Annotated in this window: 27 protein-coding genes; 17 read left to right on the plus strand and 10 right to left on the minus strand. The window is 71.4% G+C overall.

Annotation, left to right across the window (positions count from 1 at the left end; translation table 11 throughout):
* The first annotated feature begins 19 nt into the window (after positions 1–19).
* Entirely contained in the window at positions 20–1306 is a 1287-nt protein-coding gene (locus tag ACWEV3_RS19165) for an adenylosuccinate synthase (RefSeq protein WP_452615163.1), read from the plus strand.
* A 63-nt stretch (positions 1307–1369) separates the two neighbouring features.
* Here ACWEV3_RS19165 and ACWEV3_RS19170 read toward each other — a convergent pair whose 3' ends face one another.
* Positions 1370–2983, minus strand: coding sequence for a Na+/H+ antiporter (locus tag ACWEV3_RS19170; RefSeq protein ID WP_452615164.1), 1614 nt, complete (start codon positions 2981–2983; stop codon positions 1370–1372).
* A gap of 160 nt (positions 2984–3143) precedes the next feature.
* Positions 3144–4253, minus strand: a complete 1110-nt coding sequence (locus ACWEV3_RS19175; RefSeq protein ID WP_452615165.1) for a glycerophosphodiester phosphodiesterase — start codon at positions 4251–4253, stop codon at positions 3144–3146.
* Positions 4254–4475: 222 nt separating this feature from the next.
* Between ACWEV3_RS19175 and purD the strand changes: the two genes are divergently transcribed.
* The 5 genes from purD to ACWEV3_RS19200 all read left to right on the plus strand — a co-directional run bounded on the left by purD (position 4476) and on the right by ACWEV3_RS19200 (position 9080).
* Entirely contained in the window at positions 4476–5738 is a 1263-nt protein-coding gene (purD, locus tag ACWEV3_RS19180; protein WP_452615166.1) for a phosphoribosylamine--glycine ligase, read from the plus strand.
* 144 nt (positions 5739–5882) lie between these two features.
* On the plus strand, positions 5883–6182 hold the full coding sequence (locus ACWEV3_RS19185; RefSeq protein ID WP_452615167.1) for a hypothetical protein: 300 nt from the start codon (positions 5883–5885) through the stop codon (positions 6180–6182).
* 12 nt (positions 6183–6194) lie between these two features.
* On the plus strand, positions 6195–7373 hold the full coding sequence (locus ACWEV3_RS19190; protein WP_452615168.1) for a transglycosylase SLT domain-containing protein: 1179 nt from the start codon (positions 6195–6197) through the stop codon (positions 7371–7373).
* Between the two features lie 100 nt (positions 7374–7473).
* Positions 7474–8646: a pyridoxal phosphate-dependent aminotransferase gene (locus ACWEV3_RS19195; RefSeq protein ID WP_452615169.1), complete on the plus strand. Its 1173-nt coding sequence runs from the start codon at positions 7474–7476 to the stop codon at positions 8644–8646.
* A gap of 269 nt (positions 8647–8915) precedes the next feature.
* The gene (locus tag ACWEV3_RS19200) at positions 8916–9080 is read left to right on the plus strand and encodes a hypothetical protein (RefSeq protein ID WP_358580785.1); all 165 of its coding nucleotides are present in this window, start codon (positions 8916–8918) and stop codon (positions 9078–9080) included.
* A 57-nt stretch (positions 9081–9137) separates the two neighbouring features.
* Here the strand turns inward: ACWEV3_RS19200 and ACWEV3_RS19205 are convergent, their stop codons facing one another.
* Both ACWEV3_RS19205 and ACWEV3_RS19210 read right to left on the minus strand, forming a co-directional pair.
* A complete protein-coding gene (locus ACWEV3_RS19205) occupies positions 9138–9737 on the minus strand; it encodes an HAD family hydrolase (protein WP_452615170.1) in 600 nt (199 codons plus the stop codon).
* Positions 9738–9756: 19 nt separating this feature from the next.
* Positions 9757–10779, minus strand: coding sequence for a threonine aldolase family protein (locus ACWEV3_RS19210; protein WP_452615171.1), 1023 nt, complete (start codon positions 10777–10779; stop codon positions 9757–9759).
* Between the two features lie 162 nt (positions 10780–10941).
* On the opposite strand from ACWEV3_RS19210, the gene ACWEV3_RS19215 reads away from it, so the two are divergent.
* The 4 genes from ACWEV3_RS19215 to ACWEV3_RS19230 all read left to right on the plus strand — a co-directional run bounded on the left by ACWEV3_RS19215 (position 10942) and on the right by ACWEV3_RS19230 (position 13382).
* Positions 10942–11457: a SigE family RNA polymerase sigma factor gene (locus tag ACWEV3_RS19215; RefSeq protein WP_132482104.1), complete on the plus strand. Its 516-nt coding sequence runs from the start codon at positions 10942–10944 to the stop codon at positions 11455–11457.
* A 14-nt stretch (positions 11458–11471) separates the two neighbouring features.
* Entirely contained in the window at positions 11472–12119 is a 648-nt protein-coding gene (locus tag ACWEV3_RS19220) for a hypothetical protein (RefSeq protein WP_452615172.1), read from the plus strand.
* A 225-nt stretch (positions 12120–12344) separates the two neighbouring features.
* Entirely contained in the window at positions 12345–12668 is a 324-nt protein-coding gene (locus ACWEV3_RS19225) for a DMT family transporter (RefSeq protein ID WP_452615173.1), read from the plus strand.
* 129 nt (positions 12669–12797) lie between these two features.
* Entirely contained in the window at positions 12798–13382 is a 585-nt protein-coding gene (locus ACWEV3_RS19230; protein WP_358580795.1) for a TetR/AcrR family transcriptional regulator, read from the plus strand.
* Here the strand turns inward: ACWEV3_RS19230 and ACWEV3_RS19235 are convergent.
* From ACWEV3_RS19235 to ACWEV3_RS19245, 3 genes are all read right to left on the minus strand, one after another.
* A complete protein-coding gene (locus ACWEV3_RS19235) occupies positions 13370–15115 on the minus strand; it encodes an ABC transporter ATP-binding protein (RefSeq protein ID WP_452615174.1) in 1746 nt (581 codons plus the stop codon). The genes ACWEV3_RS19230 and ACWEV3_RS19235 overlap by 13 nt on opposite strands.
* Entirely contained in the window at positions 15112–16677 is a 1566-nt protein-coding gene (locus tag ACWEV3_RS19240; RefSeq protein WP_452615175.1) for an ABC transporter transmembrane domain-containing protein, read from the minus strand. Before ACWEV3_RS19240 ends, ACWEV3_RS19235 begins: the two co-directional genes overlap by 4 nt.
* 67 nt (positions 16678–16744) lie before the next feature.
* Positions 16745–17011, minus strand: a complete 267-nt coding sequence (locus tag ACWEV3_RS19245; RefSeq protein ID WP_452615176.1) for a hypothetical protein — start codon at positions 17009–17011, stop codon at positions 16745–16747.
* A gap of 874 nt (positions 17012–17885) precedes the next feature.
* Here ACWEV3_RS19245 and purB point away from each other — a divergent pair.
* From purB to ACWEV3_RS19260, 3 genes are all read left to right on the plus strand, one after another.
* Positions 17886–19319, plus strand: coding sequence for an adenylosuccinate lyase (gene purB, locus ACWEV3_RS19250; protein WP_452615177.1), 1434 nt, complete (start codon positions 17886–17888; stop codon positions 19317–19319).
* Between the two features lie 92 nt (positions 19320–19411).
* Positions 19412–19798: a helix-turn-helix domain-containing protein gene (locus ACWEV3_RS19255; RefSeq protein WP_452615235.1), complete on the plus strand. Its 387-nt coding sequence runs from the start codon at positions 19412–19414 to the stop codon at positions 19796–19798.
* Positions 19799–19832: 34 nt separating this feature from the next.
* Complete coding sequence (locus tag ACWEV3_RS19260) at positions 19833–20255, plus strand: VOC family protein (RefSeq protein WP_452615178.1); 423 nt, start codon at positions 19833–19835, stop codon at positions 20253–20255.
* A gap of 47 nt (positions 20256–20302) precedes the next feature.
* Here ACWEV3_RS19260 and mca read toward each other — a convergent pair whose 3' ends face one another.
* A complete protein-coding gene (gene mca, locus ACWEV3_RS19265; RefSeq protein WP_452615179.1) occupies positions 20303–21157 on the minus strand; it encodes a mycothiol conjugate amidase Mca in 855 nt (284 codons plus the stop codon).
* Complete coding sequence (locus ACWEV3_RS19270) at positions 21154–22563, minus strand: MDR family MFS transporter (RefSeq protein ID WP_452615180.1); 1410 nt, start codon at positions 22561–22563, stop codon at positions 21154–21156. Before ACWEV3_RS19270 ends, mca begins: the two co-directional genes overlap by 4 nt.
* Before the next feature lie 242 nt (positions 22564–22805).
* Between ACWEV3_RS19270 and ACWEV3_RS19275 the strand changes: the two genes are divergently transcribed.
* Positions 22806–23408: a TetR/AcrR family transcriptional regulator gene (locus ACWEV3_RS19275; RefSeq protein ID WP_452615181.1), complete on the plus strand. Its 603-nt coding sequence runs from the start codon at positions 22806–22808 to the stop codon at positions 23406–23408.
* Between the two features lie 152 nt (positions 23409–23560).
* On the opposite strand, the gene ACWEV3_RS19280 is transcribed toward ACWEV3_RS19275, so the two are convergent.
* The gene (locus tag ACWEV3_RS19280) at positions 23561–24211 is read right to left on the minus strand and encodes a TenA family protein (RefSeq protein WP_452615182.1); all 651 of its coding nucleotides are present in this window, start codon (positions 24209–24211) and stop codon (positions 23561–23563) included.
* Between the two features lie 104 nt (positions 24212–24315).
* On the opposite strand from ACWEV3_RS19280, the gene ACWEV3_RS19285 reads away from it, so the two are divergent.
* The 3 genes from ACWEV3_RS19285 (at position 24316) to ACWEV3_RS19295 (ending at position 26619) form a co-directional block, all read left to right on the plus strand.
* Positions 24316–25209, plus strand: coding sequence for a phosphoribosylaminoimidazolesuccinocarboxamide synthase (locus ACWEV3_RS19285; protein ID WP_452615183.1), 894 nt, complete (start codon positions 24316–24318; stop codon positions 25207–25209).
* Positions 25210–25385: 176 nt separating this feature from the next.
* A complete protein-coding gene (locus tag ACWEV3_RS19290) occupies positions 25386–26099 on the plus strand; it encodes a DUF2334 domain-containing protein (RefSeq protein WP_452615184.1) in 714 nt (237 codons plus the stop codon).
* Positions 26100–26190: 91 nt separating this feature from the next.
* A complete protein-coding gene (locus ACWEV3_RS19295) occupies positions 26191–26619 on the plus strand; it encodes an ATPase (protein ID WP_452615185.1) in 429 nt (142 codons plus the stop codon).
* Positions 26620–26714: the final 95 nt, after the last annotated feature.

Raw genomic sequence — 26714 nt, forward strand, 5'->3', positions numbered from 1 at the left:
GTCCAGGTTGGAGTTTCACATGCCGGCGATCGTGCTGATCGGCGCCCAGTGGGGCGACGAAGGCAAGGGTAAGGCGACCGACCTGCTCGGCGAGCAGGCGCAGTGGGTCGTCCGCTACCAAGGCGGCAACAACGCGGGTCACACCGTGGTGCTGCCGGACGGGCAGGACTTCGCCCTGCACCTCATCCCGTCGGGGATCCTCACCCCCGGCGTGACCAACGTGATCGGCAACGGCGTCGTCGTCGATCCGGGCGTCCTGCTGGAGGAGCTGGCCGGGCTGGAGGGCCGCGGCGTCGACACCTCGCGGCTGCTGGTCTCCGCCGACGCGCACCTGATCATGCCGTACCACGTGGCCATCGACCGGGTCACCGAGCGGTACCTGGGGAAGAAGCAGATCGGCACCACCGGTCGCGGCATCGGGCCCTGCTACCAGGACAAGATCGCCCGGGTGGGCGTGCGGGTGCAGGACCTGCTGGACGAGAAGATCCTGCGGCAGAAGGTCGAGGCCGCGCTGGACATCAAGAACCAGATCCTGGTCAAGGTCTACAACCGCCGCGCCCTGGACGTCGACGAGGTCGTGGACACCGTGATGTCCCAGGGCGAGCAGTTCGCGAGCCGGATCGCCGACACCAAGCTGCTGATCAACAAGGCGCTGGACCGCGGCGAGACGGTGCTGCTGGAGGGCTCGCAGGGCACCCTGCTGGACGTCGACCACGGCACCTACCCGTTCGTCACCTCGTCGAACCCGACCGCGGGCGGCGCCTGCGCCGGTTCCGGCATCGGCCCGACGAAGATCAACGCGGTGATCGGCATCCTGAAGGCCTACACCACCCGCGTCGGTGCCGGCCCGTTCCCGACGGAGCTGACCGACGAGGCGGGCGAGAACCTGCGCAAGCAGGGCGGCGAGTTCGGCGTGACCACCGGACGCTCGCGGCGCACCGGCTGGTTCGACGCGGTGATCGCGCGCTACGCGACCCGGGTCAACGGGATCACCGACTACTTCCTCACCAAGCTGGACGTGCTGTCCGGGCTGGAGTCGATCCCGATCTGCGTGGCCTACGACGTGGACGGCGAGCGGGTCGAGGAAATGCCGATGACGCAGACCGGCGTGCACCACGCGGTGCCGGTGTACGAGGAGATGCCGGGCTGGTGGGAGGACATCAGCGGGGCGCGCAGTTTCGAGGACCTGCCGGCGAACGCGCAGGCCTACATCGCGCGGATCGAGGAGCTCGCGGGGGCGCGGATCTCGGCGGTCGGCGTCGGCCCCGGCCGGGACCAGACCATCGTCCGTCACACGATGGCGTGAGTTGAACCGCAATTTCAATGGAAATCGGACCTCCGATTTCCATTGAAATTGCGGGAACCCGGGTCAGCGGTTGCGCCAGGAGCTGTCGATGGCGGCTTCCTGGAGGTCCAGTTCGCGCAGGACGCGGCGCAGCACCTCGTCGTCGACGTTGCCCGCGTCCCGCTCGTCGGCCATCGCCGACCGCTGCACCTCGATCAGGTCGCGGCGCAGGTCGGAGAACGCCTTGCTCGCCGTGTCCGCCCGTTCGTCGGGCGTGCGCCCGACCTGCTCCGCTGCGGCCATCCCCTGGTGCTCCACCAGGCCCTTCATCCGGCTGATCATCCGGTCGAAGTGCTCCGGGCTGGTGTGCAGGTCCTCGGGCGTGAGCCGCTCCAGGTAGCGCAGGGCGGCGTTGGTCGCGGTCACCCGCGCCTCCGCCTCCGCCTGGTCGTCGCGCGCGGCCTCCTCCGGGTCGGCGATGCCGAGCTTCCGGATCAGCCACGGCAGCGTGGTTGCCTGCAGCAGGATGGTGCCGACCGCGATCACGAACGCGGTGAACTGGATCAGCCCGCGCGCCGGGAACGGCTCGCCGGTGCCGGTGGTGTGCGGGATCGCGCCCGCGGCCGCGAGCGTGACCACGCCGCGCATCCCGGCCCACGACAGCACGGCGGTGCGCCGCCACCGGACGCCGCGCTTGGTGCTGGTGGCCAGCAGGTGCGCCAGGCCCGGCAGGTAGTTGGAGCCGAACATCCACAGGATCCGCACCGCGATCGTCGCGGCCAGGATGATCAGCGCGGACGCGAACACCATGCCGAGGTTGCGCCCGGCGGTGACGATGGTGGTGATGACGGTCTGCAGCTGCAGCCCGATGTAGGCGAACACCAGGCTTTCCAGCAGCAGGTTGATCGACGCCCAGACGGTGTGCTCCTGCAGGCGTCCGGCGGCCCGCGCCCGCGGCTGGTTGTGGCCGACGTACAGCCCGGCGGTGACCACCGCGAGCACGCCGGAGCCGTGCAGCTGCTCGGCGGTGAGGTAGGCGATGAACGGCACGAGCACGCCCAGCACGGTCGCCACCTGCACGTCCGGCACGCGGGTGCGGGCGACCTGCGCGAGCATCCCGAACACCAGCCCGAGGCCGACGCCGACCACCACGGCCAGCACGAACACCAGGGCGCCCTGCGCCAGGGTCGGCGTGGTGCCGACGACCGCGGCGATCGCCATCCGGTAGATGGTCAGCGCCGCCGCGTCGTTGATCAGGCTTTCGCCGCCGAGGACCGTCATCATGCCGCGCGGCAGCTTCAGCTGGCGGCCGATCGCGGCGGCGGTGACCGCGTCCGGCGGCGCGATGACCGCGCCGAGCACGATCGCCGATTTCAGCGGCAGTTCCGGGATCAGCGTGAAGGCCAGCCAGCCGACCAGGAACGACGTGGCGACGACCTGCAGCACGCCGTGGTGCACGATCGGCATGATCCGGGCCCGGAAGTTCGTGTAGGAGCTCTCCAGCGCGGCGGCGTACAGCAGCGGCGGGAGCACCACGGTCAGCAGCAGCTCCGGATCGATCTCCAGCCGCGCGGTGCCGGGGATCAGCGAGACGACCAGGCCGACCAGGACCAGCAGCAGCGGGGCGGCGATCTCGCGGCTGCGCGCGACCGCGGTGACCAGCAGTGCGCCGATCAGCACGAGCAGCAGTTGGGCCACCGGACACCTCCGTCCATCATGGACAGTTTAGGCGGCCGAATGGCCCGGCGCGGCCGGCGGCGGCGGTGCCGACTGCAGTTTCAATTGAAACTGGCCCCGAAACCAGGGGGACCGCAGTTTCAATTGAAACTGCGGTCCCCCAGGGCGTGCGGAGCGGCCGTCAGGGGCGGGTGAACTCGTCGCGGGCGGTGACCGCGATGTCCGGGTGGTCGCTGAAGATGCCGTCGATGTCCTGCTCGAACAGCGCCCGGAAGAAGCCGAAGGCGTCGCCGAAGGCGGCCGGGTCGGCCGAGGAGCGGAAGTCCGCGGGCAGGAACTTGTTCTCCGCCCGGACCGTGTAGGGCACCACCTCGAGGCCGGCGGCGTGGGCGTCGGCGACGACGGTGGTCGGCGCGGTGAGGAAGCCGTCGGCGTTCACCGGCAGGATCACCTTGGTGTCCGGGCCGATCACGTCGGCGTAGGCCGCGATCTCCCGCAGGCCCGCCGGCTTGACCAGGTCGGCGTAGGTGCGCGGGTCGCCGGCCTCGACGAAGTCCTGGGGCGCGCCGGAGTTGCTGATCAGTTGCACGAGCTGCACCCGCAGCGACCGGTCGAGCTCCTTGAGGTTGGCCACCTCGAAGGACTGCACGGCGACCTTGGCGTCCGGCCGGTTCAGGCCGTTGCGGGTCAGCGCCTCGACGACGCCGGGCTCCAGCGCCAGGCCGAGCTTGGCGAAGTAGCTGGGGTGCTTGGTCTCCGGGGCGACGCCGATGTCGCGGCGGAGCTCCCGGGACAGCCGGGCGCGCAGGTCCAGGACCTCCTGGAACGTCGGCACCTCGTAGCGGCCGTCGTAGATCGTGTTGTTCGGCCGGACGTCCGGGATGCGCTCCTTGGCGCGCAGCGTCTTGAGCTCCGCGAGGGTGAAGTCCTCGGTGAACCAGCCGGTGATCGAGCTGCCGTCGATGACCTTGGTGGTCTTGCGGCCGGCGAACTCGGGGTGCTCGGCGACGTCGGTGGTGCCGCCGATCTCGTTCTCGTGCCGCGCGACCAGCACGCCGTCCTTTGTGGACACCAGGTCGGGCTCGATGTAGTCGGCGCCCATCCGGGCGGCCAGCTCGTAGGAGGCCAGCGTGTGCTCCGGCCGGTACCCGGAGGCGCCGCGGTGCCCGAAGACCGCCACCTGGTCGGTGTCCTGCGGCCGGCTCGGTGCGGCGATGGCGGGCGCGGTGATCAGCCCAAGCGCCGCTGCGCCCGCGACGGACAGCGCCGTCAGGCGTACCCGGATGGTCATGTGCCCTCCTGTGTCTCGCGCAGCATGTCGATCAACGCTGCACATTCGGGCAAAACACTGACCGCCGCAATCGACCATTCGCGCAAGGCCGGGCAACCCCGCGACAACGGCCGGGTGAACTACCGGGATCGACCGGATGAGCTACCCCCGGCGAGGCATTCGCGCCAAAAAGGGCGGGGGCACCGCCGACGTGGCGTGCCACACGCTCTACGCTCACGGCTTGTGCGAATCCTCGTGATCGGTGGCGGTGGCCGGGAACACGCGATCGTGCTGGCGCTGTCCCGCGACCCGTCCGTGACCGCGCTGGCCTGCGCGCCGGGCAACGCCGGCACCGCTGCGCTCGCCGAGACCTACGGCGTCGACGTCGCGAAGCCGGCCGAAGTGGCCGAGCTGGCCACCAGGTGGAAGGCCGACCTCGTCGTGTTCGGCCCCGAGACGCCGCTGGTCGCGGGCGCGTCCGACGCCGTCCGGGCGGCGGGCATCGCCTGCTTCGGCCCGTCGAAGGCGGCCGCGCGCATCGAGGGTTCGAAGGCGTTCGCCAAGGACGTCATGCTCGCGGCCGGGGTGCCGACCGCGCACAGCGAAGTGGTCGACAACCCGGCGAAGCTGGACGCCGCGCTGGCCCACTTCGGCCCCACCTGGGTGGTCAAGGACGACGGCCTGGCCGCCGGCAAGGGCGTGCTGGTGACCGGCGACTTCGACGCGGCGCGCGCGCACGCGCTCAAGCTGCTCGACGGCGGGCACCCGGTGCTGCTGGAGTCGTTCCTGGACGGCCCCGAGGCCTCGCTGTTCTGCCTGGTCGACGGCACGACGGTGGTCCCGCTGCTGCCCGCGCAGGACTTCAAGCGCGTCGGCGACGGCGACGCTGGCCCGAACACCGGCGGCATGGGCGCCTACACGCCGCTGCCGTGGGCGCCGGACGACCTGGTGGAGAACGTGGTGCGCACCATCGTGCAGCCCACGGTCGACGAGCTGGCGAACCGCGGCACGCCGTTCTCCGGACTGCTGTACGCGGGGCTGGCGCTGACCTCCAGCGGCCCGCAGGTGATCGAGTTCAACTGCCGCTTCGGCGACCCCGAGACCCAGGCCGTGCTGTCGCTGCTGCACACCCCGCTGGCGTCGTTGTTCAACGCCGTCGCGCGCGGTGAGCTCGCCGAGCAGCCGCCGCTGGAGTGGGAGCCCGGCGCCGCGGTGACCGTCGTGATCGCCGCCGAGGGCTACCCCGGGCGGCCGCGCGTCGACGACGTGATCCAGGGCGGCGACGCGCAGGGCATCCTGCACTCTGGCACCCGGCGCCGCGAGGACGGCGCGGTGCTGTCCGCCGGCGGCCGCGTGCTGTCGGTCGTGGCCACCGGTGAGGACCTGGCGTCGGCCCGCGAGGCGGCGTACCGCCGGGTCGCCGGCGTGCACCTGCCCGGCTCGCACTACCGCACCGACATCGCGCTCCGCGCGGTCGAGGGCGAGATCGCCATCCCGAACTCCTGACCGAAACGGAAACTTCGGTGAAAACCGCCCGGTGATGGGGGAAACCCCGCCACCGGGCGGTTTTTTCTGGTGTTCTTGCTCTGGCCGCGAGGAACCGCGGGGACCCGCCGCCGGAGGCGCGGGGGCGAGCACGAGGAGGCGTCTGTGACCCGGGCGGGCTACAACCTGGAAGCCATGGAGGACTGCCGGGCGTCGGTGGACGGCAAGGCCGGGCCGGTCGGGGCGGTGGGGGACGGCTTCGAGGGTCAGCACGTCGATGCCGCGATCTTCGGCGAACTGGAGGCGGCGGGCTCGTTCGCCTCCGCGATCACCGAGTTCGACGCGACCGGCAAGCGCGAGTTCGACGCCGCCGAGCAGCTGCTGCGCAGCGTCAGCGGCGCGCTCGACGCGGTGCGGACCACCGTCGACGAGACCGATCGGGCGAACGTCGAATCATTCCGCTGAGCTGGGGATCTGATGGGGATTTCGGGAGAGGTGGCGAGCAAGCCCGGTGGGGGCGAGCTCGCCGAGCAGCTGCGCAAGATCGAGAACAGCAGGCCGGAGGACATCCGCGCGATCGGCAACCGCTGGCGCGACGCGGCCGGCCGCACCGGCGACCACGGCAACGACCTCGGCCAGGCGGTGCGCGGTCTCGACGGGGCGTGGGAGGGCGCGTCCGCGGACGCCTTCGTCGGCTACATGGGCAAGGTGACCGGCGGGTTCGACAAGGCCCGCGAGGCGCTGCAGAGCTCCGCCGACGTGCTGGACCGGGCGGCGCAGGGCGTGCAGTCCGCCAAGGACGAGGTCAACGCGATCGGCGAGCGGGCGCTGTCGGACGCCCGTGCCGCCGAGGACGCGTACCAGAAGGAGATCGCCGGGGCGGCCGACGACGCGGCCAAGGAAGAGGCGGCGCGCCGGCGCGACGACGCCATCACCAGGGCCATGAAGGAGCACGCCCAGGAAGCCAAGGGCAAGATCGACGACGCGAACGCGAAGCTCGGCGCCGCTCTGGGCGAGTTGCGCGGCGCCGGGGCGGGGCTGACCGGCGCGTTCTCCTCGTTGGCGAAGGCGGGCGAGCAGCCGTTCACGCCGGCCCCCGGCCGGCAGGTCGACTGGGACATGACACCGCCCGAGGCGACCAAGCAGCAGTCCAGCACGCCCGGCGGGGAGTCGAGCTCGTCCGGCGGCTCGGGTGGTTCCGGCGGGGGTTCCGGCGGCGGTGAGTCCGGCGGTGGCTCCGGTGGCGGCGGTGGTGGCCTCGGGCCCAGCGGCGGCCCGCCCAGCGGTGGCCCGCCGCCCGGCAACGTCGAGGAGTGGATCCGCGAGGCCATCAAGATCCTGCAGGCCAACGGCGTCCCGGTCACCGAGGACAACATCGACGAGATCTGGACGATCATCGAGAAGGAGTCGGGCGGCAACCCGCACGCGATCAACGACTGGGACTCCAACGCGGCGAAGGGAACGCCGTCGAAGGGCCTGATGCAGTGCATCGACCCGACCTTCCAGGCGCACAAGCTGCCCGGTCACGACGACATCTACAACCCGGTGGACAACATCATCGCGGGTGTTCGCTACACCTTCGACCGCTACGGCGGCTTCGAGGGGCACCCGGGCCTGAAGTCCATGGCCGGTGGCGGTGGCTACCAGGGCTACTGAGTTCCTGCGCCCCGTACCTGCGGGAACGCGGCGGCTGGGACGTGCCGGCGAGTGGTGGCCAGGTGTTCTGCATCGACCAGGCGCCTGGCAGGCTGTTGGCATGTTCGACAGCGCCACTGCACTTCGGGTCGCCGCGCGGGCGGCCGTTGAGCCGTTCCAGGTCATGGAGGTCCTGTCGGCGGCTGCCGCGCGGCAGCGGACGAAGGGCGACGTGGTCTCGCTGGCCGCCGGCCAGCCCGCCACGCCCGCGCCGAAGGCCGTGCGCGACGCCGCCGCGCAGGCCCTGCACCACCACGCGCTCGGCTACACCGAGCAGCTCGGCCTCCCCGAGCTGCGTGAATCGATCGCCGGGCACTACGACCGCGCCTACGGGCTCGCGGTGCAGGCCGACGACGTCGTGGTGACCACCGGCGCCTCCGGTGCCTTCCTGCTCGCGTTCCTCAGCGCCTTCGACGCCGGGGACCGCGTCGCGCTGGCCCGTCCCGGCTACCCGGCCTACCGGAACATCCTGGCGGCGCTGGGCTGCGAGGTCGTCGAGCTGCCGTGCGACGAGACGACCCGCTTCCAGCCGACCGTGGAGATGCTGGACGCGCTCGACGAGCCGATCCACGGGCTGATCGTGGCGAGTCCGGCGAACCCGACCGGCACGGTGCTCTCCCGCGACGAGCTGGCCGGGCTGGCGCGGTGGTGCGGGACCAACGGCGTGCAGCTGATCAGCGACGAGATCTACCACGGCCTCAGCTACGGGGACCCGCTGCACTCGGCCTGGGAGTTCTCCCGCGAGGCGATCGTCGTGAACTCGTTCTCCAAGTTCTGGTCGATGACCGGCTGGCGGCTGGGCTGGATGCTGGTGCCGCCGCGGCTGCGCCGCGCGGTCGACTCGCTGACCGGGAACTTCACGCTCTGCCCGCCCGCGCTGTCCCAGCACGGCGCGGTCGCGGCCTTCTCCCCGGACGCCTACGCCGAGGTCGACGCGCACGTCGAGCGCTACCGCACGAACCGCGAGCTGCTGCTGAGCGGCCTCGGCGAGCTCGGCATCACCCGGGTCGCCCCGGCCGACGGCGCGTTCTACGCCTGGGCGGACATCGGGCACCTCACCGACGACACGACGGGGTTCTGCCAGCGGCTGCTGGACGAGACCGGGGTGGCGGTGGTGCCGGGCGTCGACTTCGACCCGGTGCTCGGCAACCGCTTCGTGCGGCTGTCCTTCGCGGGCAGCACCGAGGACATCGCCGAATCCCTGGACCGCCTGACCCACTGGCTCCCCAGCTGACCACCCCCCGGTCCGGGCCGACCACCTCGGTCCGGAGGGCCACCCCGGTCCGGAGGGCCCACCCCCGGTCCGGAGGGCCGCAATTTCCATTGAAATCGAAGGTTCAATTTCAATGGAAATTGCGGCGTCGTGACCCGGCAGGGGGTCCGGCGGTCTCCGGGAACCCCTGAGTTTTCCCCGGTATCGGCTTCGGCGGGCCGATTCGGGCCGATGATCTGGCACGCTGGAGGCAGGACGGGGAACGGCGCGGTCGAGCTGAGGTGCGTGCGATGTTGTGGAAAGTGATCGGCGGACTGCTGCTGCTGTGGCTGGTGATCTCGGTGGCGGGCTTCGTCATCAAGGGCCTGTTCTGGCTCGCCGTCATAGGCGGCGTGCTGTTCGTCGCCACCGCCGCGATCGGCTGGGCCCGCGACCGCAAGCAGATCAAATCCTGAACCACTCGGTGGGGAGCGAGGGCGCCTTCGATCTGGACGAAGGCGCCCTTCGCCCGTTCAGGGCAGGATGCCGTGGGCCCGGAGGGTTGCGCGGGCCGCGTCCGCGCCCTGCCAGCGCTCCGCGTGGAGGCCCGCTTCGCGGGCGCCGTCGACGTTCTCCTGCCGGTCGTCGAAGAACAGGCACTCCGCGGCCGGCGCGTCGAGCGTTTCGAGCAGCACCCGGTAGATCGCCGCGTCCGGCTTCGCCAGGCGCAGGTCACCCGAGAAGATCAGGTGCTTGAACAGCCTCGCCCAGCTCTCCTGCTCCGCCGCGCGCCCGAACGACGACGGCGCGTTGGACAGCACCGCCATCGTGACGTCCTGCCGGTGCAGGTCTTCCAGCAGCTGCAGGGTTTCCGGCGCGGTCTCCAGCCAGCCGGCGGCGTCGGCACGGGTCAGCCGCACGGACAGTTCGCCGTCGACGTCCTTGCCCAGCCGGGCCGCGACCGCCCGCCAGTACTCCACATCGGACACACCCCGGTCGTAGGCGATGCGCTCGGCGAAGTAGGCCTGCTCGAACTCCGGCGGCTCGACCCCGAGCAGCGCCGCGATGTCGGGCAGCGCAGCCGTGCGCCGGCTGATCACCTCGCCGTAGTCGAACACGATCCAACGCACCACGAGCCCTCCAACGGGAGTCCTACAGCCGGGCTCCGCCGATCCTGCGGAGCGCTTCCTCGATGTCGGTCTTGGACACGTCGCGGTGCGTCACGAACCGGACCTGCCCGCTCATCGGCACCGCCCGCACCCCGATCGCCTGCAAGCGTCGCAGGGTCAGCTGGACGTCCGGAACCGCCGCGAGAACGATGTTGGTCTGCGGTGGGGTGACGTCCCAGCCGAGCTCGGTGAGCCCATCGGCGAGCGCGCGGGCGTTGTCGTGGTCCTCGGCGAGCGCGTCGAGCCGGTCCAGCGCGACGAGCCCGGCCGCGGCGAGCACGCCGCCCTGCCGGACGCCGCCGCCGAGCATCTTGCGCACCCGGCGGGCCTCGCCGATGAATTCCTCGCTGCCCGCGACGACGGAGCCGACCGGCGCGCCGAGCCCCTTGCTCAGGCAGGCCTGCACGGTGTCGACGCCGACGGTCAGCGCGGCCGGCGGGACGCCGAGCGCGACCGAGGCGTTCCAGAGCCGGGCGCCGTCGAGGTGGACCTTCAGGCCGCCTTCGCGCGCGGCCGCCGCGAGCCTGACGTGCTCGTCCGGCGGGATGACCGAGCCGCCCGCGCCGTTGTGCGTGTTCTCCAGGCACAACAGCGTGGTGTGCAGCATGTCGTAGGCAGCTGCGCCGCCCAGCTGGGCCCGCACCGCCTCGGCCGTCGGGCGTCCCGGCCCGGCGCTCCAGTCCAGCGGCTCCGGCATGCCGCCGGCCAGCCAGGCCGCGGAGCCGAGCTCGTGGTTCAGCACGTGGGCGCCGCGCGGCGCGAGGAACCGGTCCCCGCGTTTCAGGTGCAGCATCAGGGCGATCAGGTTGCCCATCGTGCCGCTGGGCACCCACAGGGCGGCAGCGGTGCCGAGCAGCTGCGCGACGCGTTCTTCCAGCGCACGCATCGTCGGGTCGTGGTCGAGCACGTCATCGCCGACTTCGGCCGCGGCCATGGCCGCGGACATCTGCTCGTCGGGACGCGTGACCGTGTCGGAACGGAGGTCGATCGGCGCCGTGTTGGTCACGAACAGATCACACCACATCGGCACCGGGTTCGGGCAGCAACCCTGCTGACACCGCTGCGGCGGCTGCGGTATCAATCACAGGTGGATCGCCGGTGCCGTGCAACGGCCGGGGTCGGCGATTCCGTCCGTACAGGTGCAGGCACAACGAGCGGAGAGTTCCGCGTGGACCAGCGCGAAGAGCAGGAGTTCGCGGAGTACTTCGCGGCTCGGCGGGAGGCGGTGCGTCGAATGGCGTACATGATGTGCGGCGATTGGCACCGCGCGGACGATCTCGCCCAGACCGCGTTCATCGCGTTGCACCGGCATTGGCGCAAAGTCCGCGACAAGGGCGCACTGGACGCGTACGTGCGGCGCACCCTGACCCGCGCGGTGATCGACGAGTCCCGGCGGCCGTGGCGGCGGGAGCGCGCCGCGGAGGTGCTGCCGGACCGGCCGGTGGACTCGCCGGACGTGGACAACTCGGTGGCGACCAAGCAGACCCTGCTCGCGGGCTTGCAGAAGGTGCCGCCGAAGCAGCGGGCGGTGTTGGTGCTCCGATTCCTGGAGGGGTTGGACGTCGCGGGGGTGGCGGCAGTCATGAAGTGCAGCGAAGGCAACGTGAAGAGCCAGTCCGCCCGGGGGCTGGCGGCGTTGCGGGAAGCGCTGGGTGATGAGCTCGGCGACCTGCGGTCGGCGTGAGGAGGTGCGGGTAGGTGGACGAACGCAAGCTCGAGGAGCTGTTCCGCGATTCGGTGCAGTCCGTGCCTCCGGCGTCGTTCGACGAGAGCGACGTGGCGCGGGCATCGCGGCGGATCACGGCGCGCCGCCGGATGGCGGCGCTGGGCGGCACGGTGGTCGCGGCCGCCGTGCTGGTGGGCGGCGTCGGCCTGGGGACCGGCATGTTCGGGTCGTCGTCGAGCAGCAACGTCGCGAGCCGGCCGGAGACCGCGTCGATCTCCCCGCGCGTCGACGGGCCGGGCGTCCTGGGTGACCGCTCGGGCCGGTGCGGGCCGGACGCGCAGCTCGCGGCGGCGGTGACCAAGCAGCTGCCGGAGGCCGCCGGGATGGCGCCGGTCGCCCCGGACCCGTGCCCGTCCGGCGCGAAGACGGCTTCGTTCGTGCTGCGCGACGGGTCTTCGTCGGGCAGCGTCACGGTGATCGTGAGCCCGGTTGGCGCGGTGTCGCCGGAGCAGGCGACGCCCGGCGACGTGCGGCGCCCGGACGGCACCGAGCAGTCGGTGCGCAAGGCCCGCAGCGGCAAGCTGGTCGTCGTGCTCAGCGATCCGGACACCGGCTCTCCGGCAGCGCCGTACGGCGCGCGGATCGCGTCGATCGCGGGCGGCCTGGCCGACCAGTTCTGATCTCCGCGACGCGGCTTCGCTCGTGAGTGCTTTGGATCGCTATGGCACTCCAAACCGCTCACGAGCTCTGAACTGCGGAAACGGTTCTTCGCGCGTCCCTCGTGTCCGGTATGTGGTGGCATCGCTCACCAGAACGGTACTGCCGTACCAAATTATCGGTACGTTAGTACCAGACAGCGGGTGAGCGGCCCGGGTGCCGGATCGAGGGAAGGGCGACCAGCAATGATGGCCTGGATCATTCTGATGGTTTCGGGAATCTTCGAGGCGGGTTGGGCGATCTCGCTCAAGCTCTCGCACGGCTTCAGCCGGCTGATCCCGACGGTGTCGTTCTTCGTGCTGGCCGCCATCAGCTTCGCGGGCCTGGCGTACGCGATGCGGACGCTGCCCGCGGGCCCCGCGTACGCGGTGTGGACCGGCATCGGCGCCGCGCTGACGGCGATCATCGGCATGGTCTGGCTGGGCGACGGCGTCTCCGCGCTGAAGCTGGTCTCGATCGTGCTGATCGTCGCCGGCGTGATCGGCCTGAACCTCGCGGGTGCCGGCCACTGACCTCCGCAGTTGCTCGTGAGCTCGCGCGGGCCGGTGGTCGTGAGTGGTGGTGGTCGCCCAGGCGGCCACCACCACTCACGACCGTTCGCGTGACCACGCCGTGCTCGCTGACGAATAGGATCGGCAGACATGACAGCGGCCAGTACTCCGAAGGGCGAGCGGCGGCGGCAGGCCTTGGTCGTGGCGGCCGCGCAGCTGCTGGCCGAGGGCGGCTTCGAAGCCGTGCGGCATCGTGCGGTCGCCGAGCGCGCCGGCTTGCCGCTGGCCTCCACCACCTACTACTTCTCGTCGCTGGACGATCTGGTCAGCGCCGCCGTCGAGTACGAGTCGCGGCAGGAACTCGCCACCGGCCGGGCCCGACTCGACGAGCTCGCCGAGCGTCCGCGCGGCACCGATGCGGTGATCGAGCTGCTGCTGGACCTCCTGCTGGGCACCGGATCGCGCGACGGCGGCGCGGAGCCGGTGCTGCTGCGCTACGAGCGGCTGGTCGGCTCGCCGCGCCGCCCCTACCTGGCGCCGCTGATGCGCGAGCTCAGCGCCGAACTGCACGACCTGCTCGCGGAGATCTTCGCCCGCAGCGGCATGGAGGTCGGCCGCGAACGGCTGCTCGAACTGATCGCGCTGGTGGACGGCGCGGTGGTGAACGCGCTGATCGAAAGCGACCCGGATCCCCGCGGCGCGGCGCGCCGGATGCTGCGCTCTCAGCTCGGCTGAGCCACCCGGTACAGCCGCGCGTACGAGCCGTCGGCGGCGAGCAGCTCCTCGTGGCTGCCCAGCTCGACGATGCGCCCGTCGGACATCACGGCCACCTGGTCGGCGTTGCGCGCGGTGTGCAGGCGGTGCGCGATCGCGATCACCGTGCGCCCCGTCAGCAGCGTCGAAAGCGCCCGTTCGAGCTCCCGCGACGTGACGTTGTCCAGCAGCGATGTCGCCTCGTCGAGGACCACCGTGTGCGGGTCGGCCAGCAGCACACGGGCCAGCGCGAGCTGCTGCGCGCGGGCCGCCGGGACCGGGTGCCCGCCCGCGCCGAGGACCGTGTCCAGCCCGTCCGGCAGCGCCGACACCCAGTCCTGCAGCCCGACCGCCTTGAGCGCGTCGGTCAGCTGGTCGTCGTTCGGGTCGCCGTCGGCCAGCGCGAGGTTCTCCCGCAGCGAGCAGGCGAAGACGTGGTGCTCCTGGGTCAGCAGCACCACCTCGCGGCGCAGCCGCGCGGCGGGCAGGTCGGTGATCTCCGTGCTGCCGAAGGCGACCGATCCGGAGTCCGGCCGGCTGATGCCGGCGATCAGCCTGCCGAGCGTCGACTTGCCCGCGCCGGACGGGCCGACGATCACCAGCCGCTGACCGGCCGGGACGGCCAGGTCGATGCCGTGCAGGATCTCCCGGTCCTCCCGGTAGGAGAAGCGGACGTCGCGGATCACCAGGTCGCGACCCGGCTCCTCCCCAGGGCGGGGCGCTTCGTCGTCGGCCACCGGGACCTCGCGGACGCCGAGGATGCGTTGCAGCGCCGTGTGCCCGGTCTGCAGCTCTTCGAGCCACATGAACAGCTCGTCGAACGGGTTCGACATCGCCTGCGCGTAGAGCACGACGGTGATGATGGTGCCGAGCTCGACGAGCTCCGCCTGGTACGCCCAGCCGCCGATGAGCAGGATCGCGCCGATCGGCAGCACGTACGACAGCTCCAGGAACGGCAGCCACACCGTGAGCATGTTCCGGTGCCGCTTCTCCGCCGCGGCGGCCCGGCCGAGCACCTGCTCGTTGCGCGCCCGGCGGCGCGCGCCCAGGCGCAGGGCCGCGATGGCCCGCGCGCCCTCGACGGATTCGTGCGTGCTCGACTGGACTTCCGACCAGTTCGCCGCGACCTGCTCGATGTTCGGCAGCGAACGCGGGAAGTACCAGCGGGTGCTGAAGACCATCAGCGGCACCGCGACCAGCATCCCGCAGGCGAGCAGCGGCGAGGTGATGATCATCGCCGTGCCGGTCAGCACGATGGTGATCAGCGCCGTGGCGATCTCGGGCGCGGCGTTGCGGATCGTGTAGTCGAGCCGGTCGACATCCGTGGTCGCGCGGCTGAGCAGGTCGCCGGTGCCGGCCGCCTCGACGGTGCCCAGCGGCAGCCGCAGCGCGTGGCCGACCATGCTCTCGCGCGATTCCGCCAGCAGGTGCTCGCCGAGCATCGTCGCGCGCATCCTGGCCGAACGAGCCAGCAGCGCCTGCACCACCAGCACCACGAGGAACACCGCGGCGAGCAGGTCGACGTATCCGGTGGTGGTGCCGGTGACCACCGAGTCGACGAGGGAACCGAGGATCTGCGGCCCGATCAGCCCGACCAGCGTCGTCAGGCCGAACAGCAGCATCATCGCGGCGAAGCGGCGGCGGTGCACCAGGAGCGTGCGCCACATCCAGCGGCGCACCGCGGTTCCTCCCGCCAGCGGCAGTTTCGTGCTCATGCGTCGGCTCCCGCGTGCCGGACCTGATCCGCCACGGCCATCCACAACGGACTTTGACTCAGCACCACGGTGGTGCGTCCGCGGCGCAACTCGCCGACCCGCTCGGCGATCCTCGCCTCGGTGTGCGCGTCGACCGCCGAGGTCGGTTCGTCCAGGATCAGCACGTCGGCGTCCGAGCACAGCGCGCGGGCGAGCAGCAGGCGCTGCCGCTGACCGCCGGAGAGCGAGCGGGCGCGCTCGTCGAGCAGCCCGTCGGCGGGCAGGGCCGACATCACGTCGTGCGCATCGGACGCGTGCAACGCGCTTTCGACGTCCACATCGGACTCCAGGTCGATCTCGGTGCGGGCCGGTCCGGAGAACAGCAGGTCCTGGTTGTGCGCCAACACGATTCGGCGGCGCACTTCGGCCGGCTCGACGTCGCGCAGCGGCACGCCGCCGGCGATCGCCGCACCGGCGAGGCGCTCCGCGAGGGCCTCCGCGTGTTCGCCGGCGTCGATCACGGTCAGCTCGCCCGCCGGGATGCGCAGGCCGCTCGCCTCGTCGAACAGATCCAGCGGGCCCGGTGGCAGCGGCTTCGGGTGCTCCGGCGGCGCGGGCTCGGGCTCCAGCCGCAGCAGCGAGCCCATCCGACCGGCCGCGACCTGCGCGGACGCGAAGGCGTAGGCCGCTTCGGTGGCGGTGCGAACGGGGATGACCAGGTACGCCGACACGCCGTAGAACGCGACGAGTTCGCCGACGCTGATGTCGCCGTCCAGCGCCAGCCGCGCGCCGATCCAGGTGACCAGCACCGTGACCAGGCCGGGCAGCAGGATCTCCGCGGCGGCCAGCAGCGCCTCGATCCGCCCGGCGGCCACCCCGGCGACCCGGACCCGCTGGGAGGCGTCGACGAACCGCGCGTGGAAGCGGGACTCGCCGCCGACGCCGCGCAGGATCCGCAGCCCGGACACGATGTCCGCGGCCTGCGCGCTGACCTGCGACAACTCCTCCCGCTGCGCTTCCTCGCGGCGGCGCAGCGGGGCCAACAGCGGTCCGATGCCCACGGTCGCCAGCGGCACGCCGATCAGCACGATGACGCCCATCACCGGCGAGATCCACAGCACCGCGGCGGCGGCGACGGCGAAGGAGACCAGCGATCCGGTGGCCCGCCCGATCACCTCGAACACCCCGCCGATGCGGTAGATGTCCGTCGCGCCGACCGTGACCACCTCGCCCGCCCGGACCTTGCGGGTCAGCGTGCCGCCGAGCCCGATCACGTGGCCCAGCACGAGCCGCTGGGATCCCGCCGCGCCGTGCAGCCAAAGCGTGTGCGAGGCCCAGTTCAGCGTGCCGGCGGTGACCATCAGCGTGAGGCCGAGCGCCACCACGACCAGCACCCAGCCCAGCAGCGCGCCGTCGACGCCGTCGCGGATCCCCTCGTCGATCGCCCGGCCGACCACCAGCGGCATCAGCGCCGTCGGCAGCATCCACAACGCGCCGGAAATGGTCGCAAGCGTCAGCAGTCCCGGCCGTTGCGCCAGCAGGGACCACAGGAACCGGGATGCACTCGAACCGCGCGAAGCCATGGTGACATCGACGGTAGTTCGCACCGTGCGTCCCGGTCGACCGATTTTCCGCCGGTCCGCGGGGTGGTCAGAAGTCCCAGGTGGTTTCCGCGAAATCGCCCTCGGCGGCTTCCCGCGAGCATTCCTGGCATTTGTCGGTGACCGGTTTCGAGTTCGGTTCGCGCCCGCTCGGCGTGGGCTGCGGAACCTTCAGCGCGGCGCCGCACAGGGCCGGTATCGACTGCCCCGCGTACACCGCGCCGGGTCGAAACGTGGTGGCGTGTCTCAGGGTGAGGCCCATGCCGACGATCCAGAACACGTCCTGCCGCTCATCGCGGAACACGTCGATGGCCATCCGTTCGTAGTTCCTTTGTTCGCATCAACCCTGTGGTGCACCAACGATATGGTCGGGATTTGCCGCCGTCCAGCGAAGGCCGGGTCATTTAGGGCCAAATTAATGCACCGATCCGGTATCGATCGCGAATTTCGCGCCGCGCCACGGGATTACCTGCCGGAATGCGGTGCGCGTGCTGGACCGGTCGGATGGCGTGGTCTTCGGGATCGATAACGAGTTGCGCGTTCGTGCAACCCCGCGCGGCCCGGCTCCGTAGACAACGGCGGTAGCGCGAAAGGGGACCGATTCCATGCGGGCCGAACGGGAACAGGAGTTCCGCGAGTTCGCCGCGGCGCGTGCGCTGTGGCTGCGCCGCTCGGCGTACCTGCTGTGCGGGGACTGGCACCTCGCCGAAGACCTCAGAACACGCTCCTCAAGCTCTACCGGGCGTGGCAGCGGGTTGACATGTCCACAGTGGATGCATTTGTGCGGAAGGTGCTGTTCCGGGCGTGACTCGACGAGAGCATTGCGCCGATGAGCCTGCCCGAATCGCAGCTGATCGCCGAGGGCGAGCGGATCCGCGGCCACCTGGCCGAGATCATCCCCGAGGTCGACACCGCGGCCTTCAACGTCACGACCACCCAGCCGCACGGCCTCGGGCCGGGCCTCGGTACCGAGGCGCCCGCGACCGTCGTCGTGCGGGCCGGCTTCGAGTACGCGCTGGTGTCGAAGGGGGAGGGGGACCAGGGGACCGCGGTTTCAATTGAAACTGCGGTCCCCGGAGGTGCCCTCCGTCTCGTCCCAGGAGTCCCACGAGTCGCGGTCGGGCGCGGCTTCCGGCGTGGCGTGACCGGGTGGGCAGAACGGCGGCGGGTCGCCGGTATCCTGGCTGTTCGTGACGGTCAAGCCCAGCATTCCGAACGTCCTCGCCGCCCGCTACGCCTCGCCCGAGCTGGTCGAGCTGTGGTCCCCGCAGCAGAAGATCATCCTCGAGCGCAAGCTGTGGCTCGCGGTGCTGCGCGCCCAGGCCGACCTCGGCATCGAGGTCCCCGAGAACGCGGTCGCCGACTACGAGCGGGTGCTGGAGCAGGTCGACCTCGACTCCATCGCCGCCCGCGAGCGCGTCACCCGCCACGACGTCAAGGCCCGCATCGAGGAGTTCAACGCCCTCGCCGGCCACGAGCAGATCCACAAGGGCATGACCTCCCGGGATCTCACCGAGAACGTCGAGCAGCTGCAGGTCCGGCTCAGCCTGGAGCTGGTCCGCGACCGCACGGTCGCCGTCCTGGCGCGGCTCGGCAAGCTCGCCGGCGAGTACGGCGAGCTGGTCATGGCCGGTCGCTCGCACAACGTCGCCGCCCAGGCGACCACGCTCGGCAAGCGCTTCGCCACCGCCGCCGACGAGCTGCTCGTCGGCTTCCACCGGCTGGAGGAGCTGCTCGCGCGCTACCCGCTGCGCGGCATCAAGGGCCCGGTCGGCACGGCGCAGGACATGCTCGACCTGCTCGGCGGCGACCCGGCGAAGCTCACCGAGCTGGAGCGCCGGGTGGCCGGCCACCTCGGCTTCGGCAGCACGCTGACCAGCGTCGGCCAGGTCTACCCGCGCTCGCTGGACTTCGAGGTGCTCACCGCGCTGGCCCAACTCGCCGCCGCGCCGTCCAACGTGGCGACCACGATCCGGCTGATGGCCGGGCACGAGCTGGTGACCGAGGGCTTCAAGCCGGGCCAGGTCGGCTCCAGCGCGATGCCGCACAAGATGAACACCCGGTCCTGCGAGCGGGTCAACGGCCTCGCGGTGGTGCTGCGCGGCTTCGTGTCGATGGTCGGCGAGCTGGCCGGCGACCAGTGGAACGAGGGCGACGTGTCCTGCTCCGTGGTGCGCCGGGTGGCGCTGCCGGACGCGTTCTTCGCCTTCGACGGCCTGCTGGAGACGTTCCTGACGGTGCTCGACGAGTTCGGCGCGTTCCCCGCCGTGGTCGCCCGCGAGCTCGACCGCTACCTGCCGTTCCTGGCCACCACGAAGGTGCTGATGGCGGCGGTGCGGGCCGGTGTCGGCCGGGAGACCGCGCACGAGGCGATCAAGGAGAACGCGGTGGCGGTCGCGCTGGCGATGCGCGAGCAGGGCGCGGAGCGCAACGACCTCCTGGACCGGCTGGCGGCCGACGACCGCCTCCCGCTGGACCGGGCGGAGCTGGACGCCCTCCTTGCGGACCGCCTCGCCTTCACGGGAGCGGCGGCGGCCCAGGTCGGCGCCATCGTCGACCAGGTCGAGAAGATCACCGCCCGCCACCCGGAGGCGGCGGCCTACAGCCCCGCCGACATCCTCTGACCGCAGCCGGAGGGCGCCTTCGACGAGGCGCCCTCCGCAGCACCTGGTGGGATGGCGCTGTGAGCCGCGCTACCGAGGAGAACAACCGCCGCATGCTCCGGGCGCGGGACGCGATGGACCGCGCCTACGCGCAGCCGCTGGACGTTGCGGCCCTGGCCCGGATCGCCCACGTGTCGGAAGCGCACTTCGCGCGCACCTTCCGGGCCACGTTCGGCGAGACGCCGCACCGCTACCTGCAGCGCCGCCGCGTCGAGCGCGCGATGTTCCTGCTGCGGGAGACCGATCGCAGCGTGACGGACATCTGCTTCGCGGTCGGCTTCGGCAGCCTGGGAACGTTCAGCCGCACGTTCCACGACATCGTCGGCAGCTCGCCGCGGGCGTACCGCAAGGAAGCCGTGGTTACGAACGTGCCGAACTGCTTCGTGATGGCGTGGACGCGGCCGAGTTCCGGAGCCTGCCGATCGATCAGTTCTGGATAAGTTTTCCTGGGCCCGGCTGATTAGCGTGTTGTCCATGTTCAACGCCATCACCCACTCGCAGATCTACGTCCTCGACCAGGACGAGGCCCTCGACTTCTACGTCGGCAAGCTCGGCCTGGAGGTCAACACCGACATCGACATGGGTTTCATGCGCTGGCTGACCGTCAGCGTTCCCGGCCACCCGGAGCGCCAGATCATGCTGGAGAAGCCGGGGGCGCCGTCGCTGTCCGAGGAGACCGCGAAGGAGGTCCGCGAACTGGTGACCAAGGGCGCGATGGGCGGATGGTTCATCCTCACCACGGACGACTGCCACAAGACGTACGAGACGTTGCTGGCCAGGGGCGTCGAGTTCACCGAGGAACCCACCGAGCGCCCGTACGGCATCGACTGCGGCCTCCGCGACCCCTTCGGCAACCGCCTCCGCTTCACCCAGCTGAAGGCCCCGGCCGATATCTGACGGCAGCGGACCGCTCAGGGCTCGTGAGCACTTTGGACCCAAAGTGCTCACGAGACCGTGATCCCGGCGAACAGGTCGTCCTCCGGGAACGTCGTGTCGACCAGGCTGCGGGCCAGGTGGTAGTCCTCGGTCGGCCACACCTCCCGCTCGACCTCGCGCGGGTGCGCGAAGAACGGGTGGTCCGGGTCCATCTGCGTGGCGTGCGCGAGCGCCGCCCGGTCCCGGGTCTCGAAGTGCTCCGCGCACCGGATCCGGGTGGTGACGGCCAGGTTCGGCGCGCTGTCCGGCCAGTCGGCGAGCACCGGCGCGAACAGCGACTCCAGGCCGCGTGCCGTCATCGCCTCGTCCAGCGCCTCGAACCACGCCCGGGACAGCGCGGCCTGGTAGTACAGCTTCAGCGGCTGCCACGGCCGCCCGTCGCCGGGGTAGCGCGCCGGGTCGGCGGCCGCCTCGAAGGCGGCGGCGGTCACCTCGTGGGTCCTGATGTGATCGGGATGCGGGTAGCCGCCGGTCTCGTCGTAGGTGATGACCACGTGCGGCCGGAACTCGCGGATCGCGGCGACCAGCGGCCGGGCCGCGACGTCGAGCGGCTGGACGGCGAAGCAGTCGTCCGGCAGCGGCTCGCCGCCGGCGGGCAGCCCGGAGTCGACGAACCCGAGGAACCGCTGCCGCACGCCGAGGATCTCCGCGGCGGCGGCCATCTCCCGTCGGCGGATCCCGGCCAGGTCCGCCCGCACCTCGGGGCGGTCCAGCCGCTTGTTCAGCACGTCGCCGCGCTCCCCGCCGGTGCAGGTCACGACCAGCACTTCCGCACCTGTGGCCGCGTAGCGGGCCAGGGTGGCGGCGCCCTTGCTGGATTCGTCGTCGGGGTGGGCGTGCACGCTCATCAGGCGCAAGGTCATTTCGGCTCCTCCTTCGCGGCGGGCAGCAGGAATGCGGGGATCAGGCTCAACGCGGTGATGCCGAACGCCCACCAGAAGGTGTCGCCGAACGCGGCCGCCGGTTCCGGCGCCGACGAGCCCTGCAACACCACCACCAGCAGCGCGGTGCCCAGCGATCCGCCGATCCGGTTGAGCACGTTCAACGCGCTGGCCGCCCGGGGAACCTCGTGCCGCTGCACGCTCCGGTAGACCGCGGCCATGCCGGGCGCCATCGTCATGCCCATGCCGATCCCGCGCAGCAGCAGGGAGGCGGTCAGCAACCAGCCCGGCGGCTGGGCGGCGAGCTGGGTGAACGACACCGTTCCGGCCAGGGCCACGAGGATGCCGGTGAGCAGCAGCGGTCGCGATCCGATCCGGTCGGAGAGCCGCCCAGCAGCGAACGTGGTGATCGCGGTGCCCAGCGCTTGCGGCGCGAGCAGCAGCCCGGCGGCGAGCGGGCCGACGTGCTGGACCTGTTGGTAGTAAAGCGGAATCAGCAGCATCGAGCTGTAGAGCGAGGCGCCGAGCAGGAACGAATTGCCGGTGGCGGCGGCAAATCCCCGGCGCGCGAACAGGCGCAGGTCGATCAGCGGCGTGCCCCGGCCCCGCAGCGCGTGCACGCCGTAGCCGATCAGCAAGGCCGCTCCTGCGGCCAGCGAAGCCACCGTCCACATTGAACCGAAACCGCCGGCGGCCCCGGCCGCGGTGAACCCGTGCACCACGGCGGCCAGCCCGGGCGGGAGCAGCAGCAGGCCGACGGCGTCCAGCCGGTTGCCGCTCGCGGTGCCCGGCTCGGACGGCAGCACCCGCACCGCGAGCCACAGCGTGACGAGCCCGATCGGCAGGTTGATCAGGAACATCCAGCGCCAGTCCAGGCTCTGCACGATCGCGCCGCCGAGGATCGGGCCGACCACCGGCGCGAGCATCACCGGGATCGACGTCACGCCCATCACGCGGCCGATCTTGGATCCGGCGGCCTGGGCGACCATCGATTGGCCGATCGGCTGCATCATCCCGCCGCCGATGCCCTGCAGGACGCGGAACGCGACCAGCGCCGGGGCCGACCAGGCGATGCCGCAGAGCGCGGACCCGCCGACGAACAGGGCCACCGAGACCAGCCACATCCGCTTGGCGCCGAACCGCTCGGACGCCCAGCCGGAGATCGGCATCACCAGCGACACGGCCAGCAGGTATCCGGTCGACACCCACTGGATCGTGCTCAGCGGGCTGCGCAGCTCGCCGGCGATCGCGTCGATCCCGACGTTGACGATCGTGGCGTCCAGCCCGCCCAGCACCGCGCCGAGCAGCAGGACTCCGGCCATCCGCCACAGCTGGGCTGGAACCTCGTCATCCGATCGCGCCGCCGGGGCGGCTTTCGCAACCGTCATCGCACCTCCTCGCATCGAGCAACGGAGGTTAACTTAGGTTGAACCCAATAATTAGGTCAAGTACATTATTTGGGCGTGACCTAACCTGATGACTAGGCTGGCGGCATGAGCCCTGTGCCAACCTCAGCCCGCCTCAACCGCGCCCCAGGGGACAGTGACGCGAACCAGCCGCGAGAAACCACGCAACGGGAGAGTGGGCTGAACGCAACCACCGCTGTGGATCGCGGAGAGGCGGACCAGTCATGAGCACGGAGGGACTGCGGGAACGGCGCAAGCGGCAGACGAGGCAGGAGATTTCGCACGTCGCGACGCGGCTGTTCATCGAGCACGGCTTCGAAAACGTGACGATCGCGCAGGTGGCGGCCGCGGCCGGGGTGGCGAAGATGACCGTCACCAACCACTTCCCGCGCAAGGAGGACCTGCTCCTCGACATGCACGAGGAACTGGTCGCCGGGCCGGCGCAGACGGTTTTGGAGCGCGAGCCGGGCGAGTCGGCGCCGGCGGCGCTGCGCCGCGCCTACTTCGAGGCGCTGGCCCGGCGCGACGCGCTGATCGGCTTCTCCGGGGCGGAGTTCGTCCGCGTGATCAGCGGGAGCCCGACGCTGCAGGCCCGGCTGCGGGAGATCCACGAGCAGCGGGAACGGGCGTTGACCGACGCGCTGGCGCCGGAGCTCGACGAGTTCACCGCGAAGCTGCTGGCGGCACAAGCGACGACGACGTACCGCGTGCTGCTGGAGGAGATCTTCAGGAGAACGCTCGACGGCGCGGACCACGAGGAGATCGCGGCGGCGATCGAACCCCTCGCCGAGCAGGCCTTCGACGGGCTGCAACGAGCCTTCTCATGAGCCTTTCGGGTGCTTCTCCGCGCGGCGGTTTCGCGCGAAACCGGTGTCCGCCACGCCTGCGAGGGGCGGTTTCGCGCGAAACCGCCGCCTCTCACCGCAGGGCCCACGCCGCGCTCGGGGCAGGCCAGGTGGCGAAACCCCAAAGGCCCCGATCACTTCCAGTGGGCGTTGAAGAAGTCGAGCTCGCAGCGGGTCGCCTGCTGGAACACGCGCAGGCAGCGGGCCCGCTCGCGCTCGTCCAGGTCGGCGCCGATCCGGTCGAGCTCGCCGCACAACCACCGCACCCAGCCCTGGAAGCCGGGGTTGTTGTGCAGCGTGATCCACTCCGCGTGCACGAAGTTCTCCGGCAGCGAGGCCGGCGCGCGCATCGCCCACTCCAGGTAGGTCCACTCCGCGACGGTCAGCACCGTCAGCACCTCGGCGTAGCTGCCGTTCGCGTTGGCGTCGGTCATCACGTCCCGGAACGCCACCGTCGCCTCGTCCAGCACCGGGCGCACCCGGTCCGCCTCGCCGACGCCCAGCGCGTCGAACGAGCGCTGGAAGTAGGTGTTCTCCTCGCTGGTGACCACGGCGATGCTGCCCGCGATCGCCAGCCGCGATGAGTAGCGATCCGCCTTGGCCAGCGCGGAACCCAGCAGCGCCAGGAAGTCGTCGACGAACTGGTAGTCCTGCACCAGGTAGGAGCGCATCGACTCGACCGGCACCAGCCCGTCGAACAGGGCCCCGGTGAACGGGTGCGTGACGACCGCTGTCCAGTCGGGCTCGCTGCGCTGGCGGAGCCAGTCGGTGAATGTCTCGGTCACGAAGTCCTCCTGTGCTCGATCGGGGCTGGTCCGGACGGCCCACGCCGGTTCTTACCACCGGCCCGCGTGCGAGTGCCCTGGCCCCGGTGCGAGACAATCCGCACGTGGTTGCACTCGCCGATTACCCCCAGATCGCGGCCGGCAAGGTTCGCCAGCTGCACGCCGTGGACGACGAACACCTGCTGCTGGTCGCCTCCGACCGCATCTCGGCGTACGACCACGTGCTCGACACCCCGATCCCCGACAAGGGCCGGGTGCTGACCGCGATGAGCGTGTTCTGGTTCGAGCTGCTCGCCGACGTGATGCCGAACCACCTGGTCGCCGCCGACGACCCGCGCATCCCCGGCGAGGTGCGCGGTCGCGCGCTGCTGGTGAAGCGGCTGGAGATGCTGCCGGTGGAGTGCGTGGCGCGCGGCTACCTGACGGGCTCCGGGCTCGCCGACTACCAGCGCACCGGCGCGGTGTGCGGCGTGCAGCTGCCCGACGGGCTCGTCGAGGCGTCCGAGCTGCCGGAACCGATCTTCACCCCGGCGACGAAGGCCGAGATCGGCGAGCACGACGAGAACGTGAGCTTCGATGCGGTCGCCGCGCAGCTGGGCGCGGATCGCGCCGCGGAGCTGCGCGACCTGACGCTGCTGGTCTACCGCCGGGCGGCGGAGCACGCGCGCGGTCGCGGCGTGATCCTCGCGGACACCAAGTTCGAGTTCGGCCTGGCCGGGGACGGTTCGCTGGTGCTCGGTGACGAGGTGCTCACGCCCGACTCGTCGCGGTACTGGCCGGCGGACGGGTACGAGGTGGGCAAGGTGCAGCCGTCGTTCGACAAGCAGTACGTGCGCAACTGGCTGACCTCGCCGGCGTCCGGCTGGGACCGCGCCTCGGACACCCCGCCGCCCCCGCTGCCGGCTGACGTCCTCGACGCCACGCGCGCCCGCTACGTCGAGGCGTACGAGCGGATCACCGGCCGTTCCTTCGCGGACTGGCTCGCCCCCACGCAGTAGCCCCGCACAGCTCGGGAGCCGCTGCCTTCCCCCCGGTCGGAGTATGCGTCGGCGTGTCGGCGTCGCGCCGGGACCTGGCCTGCCGAAAGTGGCGGCGTGGAGGTTCGCCGGATTTGCGCCGGGGCGACACCTGGCCGTCAGGTCGTGGACACCCGGACCAGGCGGAATGAGGGACCGTGAGCACGCCGCTCGTCGTGTCGTTGTCCGGCCTTGGGCTCCGGGTGCTGGACCAGTGCGCGGAATTCGCCGCGGAACTGGACCGCCGCCAGGTCCCGCTGTCCCTGCTGATCTCGCCGCGCCCGGATCACCTCGAGGCGCGGAACCCGCAGTCCCCGCTGCTGCACTGGGTGGCCGAGCGCCTGACGCGGCGCGATGCCATCAGCCTGCACGGCTTCGCCCGCCTGTCCCCGGGCCTGCGCGCCCGCCTCGCCCCGGCCGCCCAGCTGCCGGCGCACGAAGCCGGGCTGCGGCTGGCGGCCGCGTCGGCGGTGCTCGAACAGGTCGGACTGAGGACGAACAGCTTCATCCCGCCGCGCTGGCTCGCCTCGCCCGGCACGGTCACCGCGCTGCAGCGGCGCGGATTCTCCGTCTGCGCGGACGCGATGGGGGTCCGGGATCTCACGACCGGCCAAGTGCACCGGGCGCGGATCCGGATGCTCGGCCCTGGCGAGCGTGCGGAGCCGTGGTGGTGCCGGGCACTGGTGCTGGGCGTCGAGCGGGCAGCGCGCCGCGGGCGACCGGTCCGGCTCGCGATGGACGCCGCCGAGCTGCGGAAACCGGCCGCGAGACAAGCGCTCCTGGACGCCGTGGACCTGGCGTTGCACCACGGCGCGCGGCCGGTCACCTATGCCTCGTTCGCCCGCCGCTCCGCGACGCCGGCCCGCGGATGAGAACCCCTTCATTCGACCTTCAGGGCCGCCTCACGGTGGGCGCCCAAGCTGGTTCTCGTCAGGCGAAAGCGGCCAATGGAGGACGAGGACGATGCGGATTCGGAACACGAAGCGAACCTGGCTCGCGGTGGTGGCGGCGGTAGCGCTGGTGGGCCTCGGCGGAACCGGCGCCGCGCTCGCCGCGGACACCGGCACGGTCGAAACCCCGCGGGCGGCGACCCCGGTCGACCAGCCCCCGGTCGCCCAACCGGCCCCGGTCTGCTTCGACGACGACCCGGACGACCGCTTCGACGACCCGGACGACCGGTTCGACGACGCGGACGACCGGTTCGACGACGACCGCGATGATGTCGACGACCGCTTCGACGACTGCGACGACCAGCTCGACCTGGACGACCGCTTCGATCTGGACGACCGCTTCGACCTGGACGACCGCCTCGACCTGGACGACCACCTGGACGACCAGCACGGTGACCACCACGACATCGCCGACCAGGACGACGACCGCGACGACGACTGAACCTGCGGCCCGCCGCGAGGCGCAACACGCCGAGGAGAGGGCGGTTTCGCGCGAAATCGCCATATCCCACGCGTGGCCGGGGGTGATTTCGCGCG

Source organism: Saccharopolyspora sp. NPDC003752 (assembly GCF_053605825.1).